At 58.2% G+C, this 15,434-nt stretch carries 11 protein-coding genes and 2 tRNA genes; 2 read left to right on the top strand and 11 right to left on the bottom strand.

Going from position 1 to position 15,434, the window contains the following annotated elements; genetic code table 11:
• Positions 1–148 precede the first annotated feature (148 nt).
• From QP981_RS09030 to gyrA, 4 genes are all read right to left on the bottom strand, one after another.
• Positions 149–221 (bottom strand) — tRNA-Ala (locus QP981_RS09030).
• A 30-nt stretch (positions 222–251) separates the two neighbouring features.
• Positions 252–325, bottom strand: a tRNA-Ile gene (locus tag QP981_RS09025).
• Positions 326–529: 204 nt separating this feature from the next.
• Positions 530–862, bottom strand: a complete 333-nt coding sequence (locus QP981_RS09020; protein WP_284857878.1) for a DUF3566 domain-containing protein — start codon at positions 860–862, stop codon at positions 530–532.
• A gap of 4 nt (positions 863–866) precedes the next feature.
• On the bottom strand, positions 867–3,383 hold the full coding sequence (gyrA, locus tag QP981_RS09015; RefSeq protein WP_502869566.1) for a DNA gyrase subunit A: 2,517 nt from the start codon (positions 3,381–3,383) through the stop codon (positions 867–869).
• A gap of 269 nt (positions 3,384–3,652) precedes the next feature.
• Here gyrA and QP981_RS09010 point away from each other — a divergent pair, with 269 nt between their 5' ends.
• A complete protein-coding gene (locus tag QP981_RS09010; RefSeq protein WP_070827216.1) occupies positions 3,653–3,880 on the top strand; it encodes a CopG family transcriptional regulator in 228 nt (75 codons plus the stop codon).
• Positions 3,877–4,215 (top strand): hypothetical protein, encoded by a 339-nt coding sequence (locus QP981_RS09005; RefSeq protein ID WP_284857876.1) that lies wholly within the window; start codon positions 3,877–3,879, stop codon positions 4,213–4,215. Before QP981_RS09010 ends, QP981_RS09005 begins: the two co-directional genes overlap by 4 nt.
• A gap of 13 nt (positions 4,216–4,228) precedes the next feature.
• Here QP981_RS09005 and QP981_RS09000 read toward each other — a convergent pair whose 3' ends face one another.
• The 7 genes from QP981_RS09000 to dnaA all read right to left on the bottom strand — a co-directional run bounded on the left by QP981_RS09000 (position 4,229) and on the right by dnaA (position 14,848).
• Positions 4,229–6,181: an alkaline phosphatase family protein gene (locus QP981_RS09000; protein ID WP_284857875.1), complete on the bottom strand. Its 1,953-nt coding sequence runs from the start codon at positions 6,179–6,181 to the stop codon at positions 4,229–4,231.
• Between the two features lie 47 nt (positions 6,182–6,228).
• Entirely contained in the window at positions 6,229–7,125 is an 897-nt protein-coding gene (locus QP981_RS08995; RefSeq protein WP_350309473.1) for an alpha/beta fold hydrolase, read from the bottom strand.
• 75 nt (positions 7,126–7,200) lie between these two features.
• A complete protein-coding gene (gene gyrB, locus QP981_RS08990) occupies positions 7,201–9,240 on the bottom strand; it encodes a DNA topoisomerase (ATP-hydrolyzing) subunit B (RefSeq protein ID WP_016421743.1) in 2,040 nt (679 codons plus the stop codon).
• 289 nt (positions 9,241–9,529) lie between these two features.
• Positions 9,530–10,192, bottom strand: a complete 663-nt coding sequence (locus tag QP981_RS08985; protein WP_049170117.1) for a DciA family protein — start codon at positions 10,190–10,192, stop codon at positions 9,530–9,532.
• 5 nt (positions 10,193–10,197) lie between these two features.
• Complete coding sequence (gene recF, locus QP981_RS08980) at positions 10,198–11,397, bottom strand: DNA replication/repair protein RecF (protein WP_048731375.1); 1,200 nt, start codon at positions 11,395–11,397, stop codon at positions 10,198–10,200.
• Positions 11,398–11,406: 9 nt separating this feature from the next.
• Entirely contained in the window at positions 11,407–12,597 is a 1,191-nt protein-coding gene (gene dnaN, locus QP981_RS08975) for a DNA polymerase III subunit beta (protein ID WP_070600956.1), read from the bottom strand.
• A 502-nt stretch (positions 12,598–13,099) separates the two neighbouring features.
• The gene (dnaA, locus tag QP981_RS08970) at positions 13,100–14,848 is read right to left on the bottom strand and encodes a chromosomal replication initiator protein DnaA (RefSeq protein WP_070607171.1); all 1,749 of its coding nucleotides are present in this window, start codon (positions 14,846–14,848) and stop codon (positions 13,100–13,102) included.
• Positions 14,849–15,434: the final 586 nt, after the last annotated feature.

Here is a 15,434-nt window from a genome sequence, read left to right as displayed (position 1 = left end):
ACTCAATCGGCATTCAAAAAGGCCAAATCTAACCCCCGCGACACGCCGAGCCAGACACACATTTTGACCCTTAACCCGCCCCTAGAACCGCCACCTAACCCAGAACGCAAAATTCCCCCGGCCTTACGACCGGGGGGAATTTTTTTTGTGGAGCTTAGGGGAATCGAACCCCTGACCTCCTGCTTGCAAAGCAGGTGCTCTACCAATTGAGCTAAAGCCCCGTATACCGAGCAATTATACCTTGTTCGGAGTGGGCCTAGGAGGACTTGAACCTCCGACCCCTTCGTTATCAGCGAAGTGCTCTAACCGCCTGAGCTATAGGCCCCGTGGAACGAGATATAACTTAACCCGTAACCATGACACTTCACAAATCGCCTGGTCAGAGGCCTAAATATTAGGTTAAAAAGCAGTCATTAAGTAGTCATTACAGCTACTCCACAACCAGTTCACTGAAAAACACCTCTGAACCAACGCGGCCCCGGAGCCACCGAACGGGGGTGACACCGGGGCCAGCGGGCGGCAAGGCAGCCTAGTCGTCGTCGGCAAGCGAAATCTTGAGACCTCCGACGAGACCGCCGCAAGCGTTGTAGATAACCGCGCCGAGGGCCATGAATCCAATCGACAGCACCCACCACAGCGCACCTACAGCGGCCGCCAGGCCAAGGACAAGACCCGCGCTGATGGAATCCTCCCCGCCGATCATTTCACTGATCGGAGCGAGCAATCCCATCCCGGAGAGCAAGAGGTAGAGCAGGCCAACCGCGGCAAGCCAGACGAGGAAGCAAATGAAACCAGTGGCCGCCGTAATGCGCATGGCGGACCAGGGGCTCACCTTGTCGACTACCAAGTTAGTTTCGGCCATACGCTTACTCCTTCTCCGCCTCCGAGTCACCGGACTCGGCAGCACCGGTGCTCTTGGTGGCGCCGGTGCGCTTCGGGACTACGTCCAAGGTTCCGGCCTCAGAGACCTTAGAAGCGGTCTCTTCGCCCTCATCCTCGACGTTGCGGTCGACAGCCAATAGTTCCACGCCGTCAGCGAGATTGACCAGGCGCACGCCCTTAGTGGCACGCGAGGTGGCACGAATCTCGTTGACGTTGGTGCGGATGATGTCGCCGGCGGAGGTGACAGCGAAGATTTCGTCGTCGTTGTCGACCACCAGGGCGCCCATCAGCGGACCACGCTTCGGGTCGTACTTGAGCGTCAACACGCCCATACCGCCACGGTTCTGCGGGGTGTACTCGCTGAGCTTGGTCTTCTTGCCGAAGCCACCGGTCGTTGCAACCAGCAGGTTGTGCTCTTCCTCGACCACGACCATGCTGAGCAGCTTGTCGTCGCCCTTGAAGCGCATACCCTGGACACCGGCCGTGGCGCGGCCCATCGGGCGCAGCGCGTCGTCGGAGGCGGTGAAACGGATAGCCTGGCCACGCTCGGAGACGAGCAGCAGGTCATCGTCAGCAGAGCACAAACGAGCACCGATGAGGGAGTCGCCTTCGCGCAGGTTGATGGCAATCAGGCCAGCGGAACGAGCGGACTCGTAGTCCTCCAGGCGAGACTTCTTAACCTTGCCCTCGCTGGTGGCCAGCACCAGGTACGGGCTGTCCTGGTAGCTCTGAATCTGCAGCACCTCGGCGATGCGCTCCTCCGGCTGGAACTCCAGCAGATTGGCGACATGCTGGCCGCGGGCGGCGCGAGTGGCCTCCGGCAGTTCGTAGGCCTTGAGACGGTAGACGCGACCCTTGTTGGTGAAGAACAGAATCCAGTCGTGCGTGGAGCAGACGAAGAAGTGGCGGACAATGTCGTCCTGCTTCAGGTCCGCACCGCGCACGCCCTTGCCACCACGGCGCTGGGCCTTGTAGGCATCGACCTTGGTGCGCTTGGCGTAGCCCGTGGAAGTAATGGTCACGACCACGTTTTCGCGGGCGATGAGGTCCTCTTCGGTGACGTCGCCCTCAGCGGCCACAATCTGGGTACGACGGTCATCGCCGTACTTCTCCACTACCTCGCCCAGCTCTTCCTTAACGATGGCACGCTGACGCTCCGGCTTGGCCAGGATGTCCTTCAGGTCGGCGATCTCGAGCTCGATCTCAGCCAACTCGTCAATAATCTTCTGGCGTTCCAGAGCAGCCAGACGACGCAGCTGCATCGCCAAAATGGCGTCAGCCTGAATCTCGTCGATTTCGAGCAGACCCATCAGGCCCGTGCGCGCGGTATCAACCGTGGCAGACCGGCGAATCAGGGCGATGACCTCGTCCAACATATCCAGGGCCTTGACCAGGCCACGCAGGATATGGGCGCGCTTTTCCTTCTCGTCCAGGCGGAACTGGGTCCGTCGAACGATGACCTCAATCTGGTGGGCGACATACAGCGTCACCATCTGGTCAATGCGCAGCGTACGCGGCACACCGTCGACGATGGCGAGCATGTTCGCACCGAAGCTGGTCTGCAGCTGGGAGTGCTTGTACAGGTTGTTCAGCACCACACGCGGTACGGCGTCGCGCTTGAGCTTGACGACGATACGCATGCCCCACTTCAGGTCAGATTCGTCATCAATCGAGGCAATGCCCTGCAGACGCCCGTCCTTGACCTGATCCGCGATGTTGGCAATCATGCGGTCCGGGTTGACCTGGTACGGCAGCTCAGTGATGACAATCGACTGACGGGTGCCCTCCTGCTCAATCGAGGTCACACCGCGCATGCGAATCGAACCACGGCCGGTGGTGTAGGCCTCCTTGATGCCCTTATCGCCGACAATTTGGGCGGCAGTTGGGAAATCCGGGCCCTTGATGCGCTCCATGACCGCATCCAGCGTGGTCTTTTCATCCGCTTCCGGGTTGTCCAGGCACCAGTTGATGGCATCCGCGACCTCACGCAGGTTGTGCGGTGGGATATTGGTGGCCATACCGACGGCAATACCGCCGGAGCCGTTCATCAACAGCTGCGGGACACGCGACGGCAGAATAACCGGCTCTGTCGTACGACCGTCGTAGTTCGGCTGGAAATCGACGGTGTTTTCGCGAATGTCGCGCACCATTTCCATGGCCAACGGCGTCAGACGGGCCTCGGTGTAACGCATAGCTGCGGGGCCGTCGTCACCGCGGGAGCCGAAGTTACCCTGACCGTCGACAAGCGGATAGCGCATGGACCACGGCTGCGCCATGCGCACCATGGTGTCGTAAATAGCTCTGTCGCCGTGCGGGTGGTAGTTACCCATCGTGTCCGAAACCGGCTTTGCGGACTTCACATAGCCGCGCTCCGGGCGGTAGCCGTTGTCGAACATGGCGTAGAGAATGCGGCGGTGCACCGGCTTGAGACCATCACGGATCTCCGGCAGCGCGCGGCCAACAATCACGCTCATGGCGTAGTCGATATAGCTCGACTGCATCTCTTCATTGATGTCGATCGGGCGAACCTGGTGGCCCAATACTCCACTTCCGAAAGATGAGCCGTCGTTGTTGTTATCGTCGCTCAATGACTGCTTCCTTTACTTAAAAGAGGTTCGCATCCATTCTACAGGGCTTTAGAGCCCGCTTTACGACGCCGTGTGCAACTTTTCGATACCATTGTGGTATCAAATCTGGGGTTTTAGGCCTGATAGCGAGAAACAAACTAGCGCAGTTAAGAAGCGCAGTTAGATAGCAGGGAGCAAATGCGATGGCGATGACCTTGAGGCTCACGAAAGAACAGGACACCGCCTTGGCTCTGCTGGCGCACATGGAGGGCGTGTCTAAACACGAGGCCGCCATTCGCGCCATCGAATCCGCCGCAGCGAGAGCCCTTCAGCAAGGTCAGGCCCGGGAAATTACGGCAAGCGTAATTGATACTGACATGGCGCTGCTGCGAAAGTTGAGCTCCCCAAGGCCCCGGGGAGCACAGGAATGAGCACGCCCCAGATTCAGCCTCTCAGCGAGGCCGCTATCCTGGCGGCCACCGATGAACTGGTGGCCACAGTGCCGGAATTGGTCGACGCTACACTTGCGAGGCCGTGGACAATCAGCGCTATTGTCGCCGCCAGCTCAGGAGTCATTGCTGGTCACCGTAGCTTTCCCATGGTTTCTGCGGCTGCACAAGCGGTCGCTTACGCAACGTTTCACGTGAAACCACTAAGTTTTGGCAACACCACACTGGGCGCACTACTTGCACACATACTCCTCACCACCAACGGCGAAGAGCTGTCATTCGCAGAGACGTGGGAACTGGTCAAAGGTGGCACTTAGCCGGGGACAGGGCCTAGTCACCCTTTCGGGTAAACGGGCTGGTCGGAATGCGATTGCCAGACTCCAGCCGGCCCGTGTAATACGCCGTGGCCTCACCTTCAGCCAGCTCAACCTCGTACCAACCATCACGGACATAATCAGCCGTCCGGTCCTGCCCGCCAACTAGAACACGTCCCGCCGCGTGCTCCAAAGTGACCTCCGGCAACTCTTTCGCCGTCTTGCTGAATACACGCAGGAAGCGGTCCGGGCCGCACACGGTAAGTTCGCGCTCCAGGAGTCCAATTCGCAGCTCTAACGTACCGAGCACCGTGTGATGCTCCACCTTATTGCCACTGTAAACAGCGAAAACAGCCTCACGGGAACCGTCATTGACCAGCACAAGATTGCCGCCTTTGAGGTAGGCGTGCAGCCGGTACGGTGTCGGCAGCGCGGTCGCCTGCTCGGACTCCTGCACCGGATAGTCACCGGCCGGCTCCGCCTCCCAGCGCTTCACAAACTCTGGCGCTGGCCCCGGCTGCTCTGGAAGCTGCATTCCCGCAGATGCCGAGAAGTCCAGTGTGGATACCAAATCACCACAAATCCGGCGACGCCAATCAGTGATATTTCCGCAGCTCACGCCGGTGACTTGCTCCAGGAAACGGATCACCGAAGTGTGATCGAAGACCTCTGAGGACACCGAACCACCCACCGACCACGGTGAAATGACAGTCATCGGGACGCGGAAACCGAGCCCCTTCGGCTTGCCCAGGTACCACTCCCCTGGCTCGTTCTTCGGCGGCAGCGGCGGCACCACATGGTCAAAGTAACCATCAAACTCGTCAAAGTTAATCAGGAAGACCGTCTTGGCCCACACCTCCGGGTTGGAGGCCAACGCATCCAACAGGCGGTAAGTGATATTCGCCGACTGAATCGGCGAGGACGCTCCCGGGTGCTCGCTTTCCGCGGCCGAAGGCACAATCCAGGACACCTTTGGCAGCTCCCCAGATTCAACATCCCGTCGGAAAGCGTCGGTTAGCGTGCCCGGCTGGCGGCGGTGCAGCGCGCGATCATAGAGATCCCGTTCCGCCTCAGGCAGCTTCTCCACAGCGGCATTCAGGCGGTCGACCATCTCCTGCTGCTCTGCAGTTGGCGGCATCCCATCGCCCAGTTCCAGCAGCTTCTCGTGGAAGCCCGTCATGTCGAGCCCAGGCAGCCCGGCCTCACGAATGACCTTGCGGCCAATATTTCGAAACGCGGCGAAGAAATCCAGGTTGTTGTCCGTGTAGTTATCCCACTCCTGGTAGACGCGCCATGGCACCCCAGCCGCCGAGAGATCCTCGGCATACGTGCGCCACCTGTACCCCGGGTGCGTCGGCTCGTACGCCGCATTGCCAACCGCTCCAGTCCCCCACGGTTCCTTTCGGGTATCACCCGAAAACAGGTAGTTGCGGTTCGGGCTTGTCGACGTAGGCATCGAGGAAAAGTAACCATCGCAGATAGTGAACGTCTCTGCGAGAGCGAATTGGAACGCGATGTCCTGACGGTCATAACAGGCCATCGTGCCGTTGCCCTTGGCCTCGATCCAGCCATTACAGCGGCCGCCGTTTAGTGCAACCTGCCCGTCTTCCCAACCGTGCGGCAAACTTGCAATGTACTCCACCGAGAGATCACCGCGATTAGCGGCGTTGCGAATCAGGTATGGACTGACCCCACTCTGGTTGAAAACGCCCGGCAAAGCGGAATTGTCGTTGTACCCCCGCACACCTCGGAGAGTGCCGAAGTAGTGATCAAAAGAGCGGTTTTCCTGCATCAACACGACAACGTGCTCAACCTGGTCGAGGGAGCCAGCCGGTCGGGGCTGCGCGAGTGCATGGCGCAATGATGGCGGCAGCAGCGTGCTCGCAGCGGTGACAGCACCGACACCTGCGGCGGTCTGCAGGAAGTGCCGACGGGAAAATTCAGATATATTTTTAGGTGAAGTTGCCATAGGCATCTACGTTAAGAAGCGCAGATTACCAGCTGGAAAATTGCGGTTTAAATTTCCTCAATAAACTGCTCTAGACGGTCAACCACAGCCTGTGGCTCACGCGCCCAGCGATTGTGGCCAAGGCGCTGCTCAATGAACTCGTACTTTGCCGAATTCGGCAGCATCCGTGCCAGCGCCTGTGCGGAGGCCTCCGGGCAGTCACGATCACCACCACAGTTCAGCAGCAGCGCCGGGGTAGTCACCTTCGGCATCTCAGCGGCATAGTCGATATCCGCACCGCGCGGTCGCAGAAGACCCGTACGAGAGAACCGCGCCCACTCCACCACATGGTTACGAGCCTGCCGGCCATAGCCGGCCACATCAAGCCTGCCCGCTGGCCAATAACCGAGGATCTGGGACACCACCTGCATAAACGGTGCACCGTAACGGAGTCGCTTGTACTCCTTGCCGGTAAAACACTTGTAGTGCGGAGTACCGGAGCCAACCATCACTACGCCGGCCACGTCCGCTTCCGGTCGGGCCAGATACAGCGAGGCAATCTGACCGCCCATGGAATGACACAGCAAGTAGATGGGTAGCTTCTCCCCTGCCGCGAGGTGGTCAAACTCCTTGCGAGCCCGCGCCACGGCCAACGGGTAATCCACCGACGCGAGATCCTGGTAGCCCCAATTGTGACGGCGGGTGGCCACCGCAGTCTGGTTACCCTGGCCGCGCAACTCCGAGGTCAGGACGCAAAAACCTCGGCGCTGTAACTCTTGGGCAATCGGCCGGTAGTAGCGAGCACCCATGCCAAAGCCCGGCCAAATAACGACAATGCCCCGAGGCGAACCTTCGGGAAACCGAAGCGCCATCGGGGTCACGGAGCCATCTGGCAAAGTCTCCTGCACAATACGTGGCTCGACTGGCGGTTCCCCGTTGACCATGCTTCCCCGAGTATCTTCCATTTCATAAACATTAATGGCTGAACTGAGGTTTTGTCAGGGGAACCGACAAGGCGAAAACTAAAACCAGGTACCGGCTTAAACGTCGAGGAAGCGAACGTCCTTCGCATTACGGGTAATGAACGAACGTCGTGAAGCGACGTCATCGCCCATCAGAATGGTGAACAGTTCATCGGCCTTCTGCGCGTCCTCGAGGGCGACCTTACGCAGCACGCGGTGATCCGGATCCATGGTGGTATCCCACAGCTCAGCGGCGTTCATCTCACCGAGACCCTTGTAACGCTGAACGCCATCGTCCTTGTTGATCTTGCGGTTGGCAGCCAGCCCCTCTTCCAGCAGCTGATCGCGCTCAGCATCTGAGTAGGCGTAGCCCGGCTCACCCTTGGCCCACTTGAGCTTGTACAGCGGCGGCTGGGCGAGGTAGACGTGCCCTTCATCAATCAGCGGACGCATCAGACGGAACAGCAGCGTCAGTAGCAGCGTGGCAATGTGCTGACCATCGACGTCGGCGTCGGCCATCAGCACAATCTTGTGGTAGCGCAGCTTCTCGATGTCGAACTCGTCGTGAATACCGGTGCCCAGCGCCGTAATAATGGCCTGGACCTCGTTATTCTTCAGCGTCTTATCCAGGCGCGCCTTCTCGACGTTCAAGATCTTACCGCGCAGCGGCAAAATGGCCTGGAACAGCGAGTTTCGGCCTGCCTTTGCAGAACCACCTGCGGAGTCACCCTCCACGATGAACAGCTCGGACTGCTTCGGATCCTTCGAACGGCAGTCCGCCAACTTACCCGGAAGACCGCCAAGATCGGTCGCGGACTTACGACGCACCAGGTCACGGGCCTTACGAGCCGCCTGACGGGCATGCGCCGAAGCAATGGCCTTGTTAACAATGGCCTTGGCCTCAGCCGGATTGGCCTCCAGCCAGTGACCGATGTGCTCATTAGTCATGCGCTGGACGAAGGAACGCACCTCGGTGTTACCCAGCTTCGTCTTCGTCTGGCCCTCGAACTGCGGATCGGCGACCTTCACCGAAATCACGGCAGCGAGACCTTCACGGCAGTCCTCGCCGGAGAGGTTGTTTTCCTTCTCCTTCAACAGGCGGTGCTCACGCGCATAGCGGTTCATCAGCGATGTCAACGCAGAACGGAAGCCCTCTTCGTGCGTGCCACCCTCAATGGTGTTAATGGTGTTGGCGAAGGTGTGCACCGACTCGGAGTAACCCGAGTTCCACTGCATTGCAATCTCGACCTCATGGCCGTCACCTGCAGCATCGAAGGAAATGATGGTCGGGTGGATGATGTTCTTCGACTTGTTCAGAGTCTCGACATAATCCCGCAGACCATTCGGGTAGTGGAAGACCTTGCGGCGCTCCTTCGGCTTGGTGGTCTTCTCTGCCTTCTCCTTCTGCTCCTCAACCGCATCCTTGGCGATTTCAGCGGATTCGGTCTCCGCCTGCTCCGCCAGAGCCTCGGCCTCGAGCTCCTCCTCGGAGACACGCTTGTCCACCAACGTGATGGTCAGGCCCTTGTTCAAAAACGCCATCTCGCGCAGGCGGCGAGAAATGGTGTCGAACTTGAAATCGGTGGTCTCAAAAATCTCCGGGTCCGGCCAGAAACGCTGCGTGGTACCCGAACCGCGAGTCTTCTTACCTCGGATAATTTCTTCCGGAACAGCCTGGTCGAAGTTCTGGTACCAGGTGTAGCCATCGCGGATGACCTCGGTTTCCATGCGCGTCGACAGCGCGTTAACCACCGAAATACCCACACCGTGCAGACCACCGGAGACAGCGTAGGACTCGGAGTCAAACTTGCCGCCGGCGTGCAGCTGAGTCATAACCACCTGCACCGTCGGCATACCCGACGGGTGCATTTCGACAGGAATACCACGGCCGTTATCGCGGACCTGAACGCCGCCGTCTTCCAGCAGAGTGACCTCAACATCGGTGGCGTAACCCGCCATCGCCTCGTCGACGGAGTTGTCTACAACCTCCCACACCAGGTGGTGCAAGCCACGCTCACCAGTTGAGCCAATGTACATACCCGGCCGCTTACGCACGGCCTCGAGGCCCTCGAGGATGGTAATCGATGAGGCGTCATATTGATGTTCGGTAGCAGCCACGGTTCGGCGCGTCTCCTATTCTTGGTTCTCTCCCCGCGCAACATTCGTCAGCGCGCGAAAAATAGGCCGGCGGTCAAGCGCTATCAGCGCCAGCCAGAACTACATAGGACTACTAGATAGGTCTGGCTAGTTTGGAAGTCGATAACGTCTCAAGAACCGCCTGCCGGTTTTCTCCTGCCCATCTTACCCCAACGTAGTCCCCTACTGTGGATATAGCCGATGCGCTCAAAGGACCAAATTTCGCAGTTTTACGCATACCGACGGCTAATCGTAGACCGTTTACCGACCTTTACCCGTAAGTATCACGCGGTCCTCGGCCCTCGATGTGCAATTTGCCCTTGCGCCAATTCGGCGCTTTTGGCCCCAGCACCTTAATTTCCTCAACCACCCCATCGCCGACGCGTTCCGCAATCGACTTCAAAACCTGTCGCTGTGCCAGCCGCAGCTGTGTTGCCCATGCTGTCGATTGGCACTCGACCACCAAAGTGCCGTCCTTGAACTCCTTGACCTGGGAGTGTTCCGCGACAACCTTGCCGACCATCGAATCCCACTCCGTCATGATCACACCGTGGGCAATGTGGATCTGCCAGCCGCGATCGACTACTGCCTTATTCAGCACCGCACCAATCGGCGCAGGTCGACGGTCATATTTCCGGTACAGCCGAATCCCCGCCTCCTTCAATAGGCTCGGTGAAATCACCGTACCGGCACGATCTCGCACCACTGCTTGCGCTGCCCGCTGCTTATCGACGTCCGCAACAATCCCCTCCGCGGCCTTCACAGGCACACGGCTATCGAGGCCAGACCACGAGCCCTTCTTCTTCGGTGGCCGCTGGAGATTCGGTAACTTGTGACCGCCCTCCTTAGCGGCATCGCGCATGCGGAAGAAAGCGTCGCTGATCAGGTCCTTTTCTTCTTCCGGTGAGTTATCCGGCTCCATGTTCTCGACCATACCCGTCACTCTTCCGCGACTGGGTTTTCATCCAGCAGTGAGATTCGCCCCTGCTCAGTCTGCGCCACCGTCACCGTGTGATGAGTGACAGAAGAATCCTCGACCAGTGCCTGAGGCAACTCCTCCCCCACCGCCGAGGTGATCAACACCTGCTCAGCCTGCTGCGCGATCTCCATGAGAGCTTCCCGACGATGCCGGTCGAGCTCCGCAAACACGTCGTCAAGCACCAAGATCGGGTCGGGCCCATCGGCACGGAGCAAAAAGTACGCGCCGAGACGCAGCGCGAGTGCAAAAGACCAGGTCTCGCCGTGGCTAGCGAAGCCCTTGGCGGGGTCATTGCCGAGAATGAGGTTGAGATCATCGCGATGCGGACCAACGAGACAGGAACCGCGCTCAATCTCCGCGGTGCGGCGCTCCGCCATCTTCGTCAGCAGCAGTGCCTCGAGCAGCTCCGGTTCGCTGGGCAATGGCCCGCCATCCAGACTGTCGACCTTCGGCGCATAGGCAATCGTGGCTGGGCGCGAGTGCGGGGCAAGCGTGGCATAGGCCTCGCTGACGTGTTCCGACAGTTCGGCAATCAAATCCATGCGCGCAGCCATTAGTGCCGCTCCCACCTGCGCCAATTGCGCATCCCAGGTGTCCAGCGTGCTCAGTGCGGCCTGCCCCTCCGAGGAAGAATAGCCACGGCGCAGCGTCGAGCCCGCCGACTTCAGCAGCGCATTTTTCTGACGCAAGATCTTGTCATATTGAATGCGGATACCTGCGGACAGTGGCCGTCGTAAAGCGAGCAAATCATCGATGTAGCGGCGACGGGACGCGGGCTCGCCCTTGACCAACGTGAGATCCTCGGGCGAGAAAAAGACCGACTTGACGATCCCCAGCAGCTCCCGCGGAGACTTCAGCCGCGTGCGATTAATCTGCGCCTGATTCGCGCGATGCGGATTGATGAGCAGATGCGCCGTCAGCTCTCGGCCATCATTGACCGCCGTCGCCGAAATGCGTGCCGACGGGGTCCCCGAACGAACCAGCGGAGCATCCGTAGACACTCGATGCGAACCGAGCGTGGAGAGATATCCAACGGCCTCGACGATATTGGTCTTGCCGTAGCCATTTTGCCCGGTAAATACGGTAATTCCAGGCGTGAACTCGACTTCCAACTCCGGCCAGGAGCGGAAGTCCCGCAAGGACAAATACCGAATGTGCATAGCCGCAGACTAGCCCGGCAGGCGCACAGGCATCAGCAGGTAAGTGAAGTCGGTCTCCGGCGTTGGGTAGAAGCCGTCCTCACCGAGCTCCGGGATGGCTTCCGGCTCCGGAATGAGAATCGCGGGACGCGAGGGCTGCGTAAAGCCCAGCAGAACGCGGTGGGAGCGAACAGCGCTGAGCCCCTCGAGCAGGTACTGCGGGTTGAAGGCAATCAGAAGTGGTTCCCCATAGAAGTTGCAGGCCACAGTCTCTTCTGCGTGACCAACCTCGTCGCCATGAGCGGAAAGGACAACCTGGCCATCGGAGAAGTCCATGCGAATCTGCGCACCGTGATCGGCCATCAGAGACACACGACGGATGGCATCCTGCAGCTGGTCAACACGGGCAACAGCCATGGAGGAATGCTGCTTCGGCAGCAACGGGCGGAACTTCGGGAACTCGGCGTCCAGCAGTCGCGTGGTAGTGCGACGAGGATCGGCGAGGATAGCCAGCAGACCTTCGGAGCCGACCTCACGATCATCGGATCCGTCGCCGAATGCCAAGGTCACTGGCTCACTGGAAGTGGTATCGAGAGTGCGGGCAGTCTCCGCGAAGGTCTTTGCCGGGATGAGCAGCTTAGTCTCCCCCTCCGGGATCTGCTCCCACTCGAAACTGCGAACCGCCAGGCGGAAACGGTCGGTGGCAGCGAGAGTGACTTCGTTACCTTCGGTTTCCATCCGGATACCGGTCAGCATCGGCAGCGACTCATCCTTGCCGGCAGCGATAGCGACCTGACCAATAGCCTCAGCCAGCAGAGCGGCATCGACAGTGCCGGTAGCAGCCGGAGCTTCTGGTAGCTGCGGGTAATCCTCCAAGGTCAGGCTTGGCAACTCGAAGCGGGAAGAACCACAGCGAACGATGACCTTCGTGCCATCAAAGTGCATCTCTACCTGCTTATTCGGCAGCTTAGAGACAATGTCAGAAACCAACTTGCCATTGACGGCGAAGCGACCGGGCTCATCGACCTCTGCGCTAATACGAATCTGAGTCGAGACCTCGTAGTCATAGCCAGCGAGCTGCAGACCATTGTCATCCGCGAGAAAAATCATGCCACGCAGAATCGGCTGAGTCGGGCGTGCAGGCAGGTTACGAGCAACCCAGCTCACCGCACCCGCGAGATCGTCCTTAGCCGCGCGAATACGGACATCGGTCTGCTCCATCGTTCCTCCACCGGTATTGGATGTCTGTTATTAGCCGTCTTTTGTGTTGTCAGCACGCTATGTCAGCGCACATGACTGGAGTTACAAAGATTCCATCGTACAACTCTACTGCAGACTGCCAAAGACCTCACTGGGATTCTTGTAGTCCGTCTAGTGCTTAATCGTAGTTCTTACTCGTTCTTGGCATTTATGAAGTTGTGCGCCAGAGGTTGTTTGCCCGAGGTTGTGCGCAGGCCCCCTTTTATCTAGAAGTTTCTAGAGATTTTTAAAGTCGGGAGTAGTAATAGGGGGTGTGCACATTGTGAAATTACATGATTCCCGCTGGTCTTCACCGGTTTCGAGCTGTGGATAACCAGTGCGTCTAACTGTGGATAACTTGGGGTGTCTGTGGATAGTGTTCGGGCTTCATCTTTCATCCACAAAATTTACGAGTTGTCCACAGCTCTGTGCACGGAAAAACCGCAGTTAATAACAAGAATTCCGCACGCAGAGCCCAAGGTTTTTAAGCCGTGCCGCGAGCTCGGTCTCGAATGCGCGTAGTCAGGTCGTTGACCTGGTCCTTTGAGGGCTTCTTCTCCTGAATTTCCTTAACAATCTTGCGTTCAGCGTGCAAAACCGTCGAATGGTCACGATTTCCGAACTCCCGGCCAATCGACGGCAACGAAAGCTCAGTGAAGGACCTCGTCAAGTACATCGCGATCTGGCGAGCATGAGCGACCGGACGAGTCTTACCCGGGCCCACCAAATCCGCAACCGTTAGGTCGAAGTACTCAGCCGTGGTGGAGATGATGATCTCCGGGGTAATCTGCACCTCGATTTCGTCGGCACCGAGGATCTCCTGCGCAAACTTCAAGGTCACAGGCTCATGAATCATGGATGCGTGAGCGCTAATCTGCAGTAGACGCCCCTCGAGCTCACGAATAGAAGACGAGGTGTTCTCCGCGATGTACTGGAGTACATCATGCGGAACGACCAAATCAGACAGCTGTGCCTTCTTCGACAGAATTGCGATTCGCGTCTCCAAGTCCGGGTATTGCAGATCCGGATTGAGCCCCCACTGGAAGCGGGTACGAAGGCGATCCTCCAGGGTCTTAAGCTCGCGTGGTGGGCGGTCCGACGACAGCACAATTTGGTGATTGGACTGGTGCAGGGCATTGAACGTATGGAAGAACTCTTCCTGTGTACCTTCCTTGCCCTCCAAGAACTGGATGTCATCGATGATGAGCATGTCCAAATCGCGGTAGCGACGCTTGAAGGATTCCTGGGCGTCGTCACGCACGGAATTAATGAAGTCGTTGGTGAACTCTTCCGAGGAAACGTAACGAACCCGCAGGTTAGGGTACAAATGCTTGGCGTAGTGACCAATGCCGTGGAGCAGGTGCGTCTTGCCAAGACCCGAACCGCCGGAGATAAACAGCGGGTTGTAGGTGCGCCCCGGAGACTCCGCAACAGCGACGGCGGCTGCGGCGGCGAACTTATTCTGCGGACCAATGACGAAGGTTTCGAAGGTGTAGTTCGGGTTGAGGGTGGGCTCCTCGAAAGGCATGCTCATCTCGGTTGGAGTGCCGTGGCTCTCGGAGCGGAAAGGACTTGTGACCTGGCGCTGATCAGCAATAGTCATCGGATTCTCGGCAGATGAGTGCGAAAGCCCCTGCGCCATTGAATCCACTGCGTCCATCGATCGGTGCTGTGACTGGGCACTCTGCTGATTATGGACATTCTGCTGGTGTGTCTGCGGCACCTGTGGCGTCTGCGTCGATCCCTGGTGCTGCTCGTGGCGATTGAAGTCATTCGCATCTGCACTGGGGAACGGGTAGTTGCGGCCAGATTGCTGCTGGTGCTGCTGGTTTGGCTGTTGACGCTGAGCCTGCTGCGGACGCGAAGCTGCAGATGGCATCTGTCCCGAGTGCTGTGCAGGTGATTGAGTGGTCTCTGCTGCCTGGCTATCTTCAGCGTCGTCAGCAGGATCGGCAACGGTAATGACCGTTTCCAACTCCTCACCGGTCAGCGAAGCTAAGACGGCCTCGATAATGCCCTTGAGCTCTTCTTTTACCAGCGCCTGCACCACTGGCGATTGAGTGCTGAGCAGGAAAAAACCTGGAAAGTCACCAGTGTGCGTCACTGACCGCAGCAGTGCCTTGTGTGGCGGGCGTAGTGGTGCAATGCCCAACTCCGGCGCACCTTCTGGTGAAGTCAGGATAGAAACGACCTGCTCCCAGAGTCCACCTGGCAATTCTGGTTGTTCGCTCACTGTGTGAATGTCCTTTTACATGTTTACGTTCATCAAATTTATCGAGGCGACCTGTTTTTGTGGAGCGTTTTTGGCATGGCGAGAGCGCCATATCTGCCCATTTGGGGGCTATTTCTTGTAATTCGCCCTGTGGGGTGTTTCTACACAAGGTGCTATACGCCCCGAGCAGGACTTCCACATGTTTGTCCACACCTGTGGATAAACCTTGTCGCTAATTGACTAACAGTTTATCCACAGTTTGCCCACAATGAAAAATAGCCCCCTAGTCTGCGTTTACCTAGGTAAACACGTTATTTCCCCTGCTCGCTGTGATTCATGGTGTGGAAGTTATCCACAGCTGATGGGATAAACACCCTGTGGATTGCAGTGCATAGGTCAGTATTTCCACAGGTCAACATCGGTACCGTCGGAAAACTTGGAAAATGATTCTCCAGGTAAATCCGGCGTGTTGATTTGAATTTCTCGCTCGATTCGACGTAACCTATCTGGGTGTTTCATATCCATTGAGATATGAGTCCGAGCTTGTGCTTGGACCCGACAGAATGCATGTAGCTTTCAATCTGTCGGTAAGTAATTTTTCCGTGCA

The organism is Corynebacterium sp. MSK047 (assembly GCF_030232285.1).
Taxonomy (GTDB): Bacteria; Actinomycetota; Actinomycetes; order Mycobacteriales; family Mycobacteriaceae; genus Corynebacterium; species Corynebacterium jeikeium_D.
Note: the sequence above shows the minus strand (reverse complement) of the source record. Positions and strands in the feature narration are given on the sequence as shown.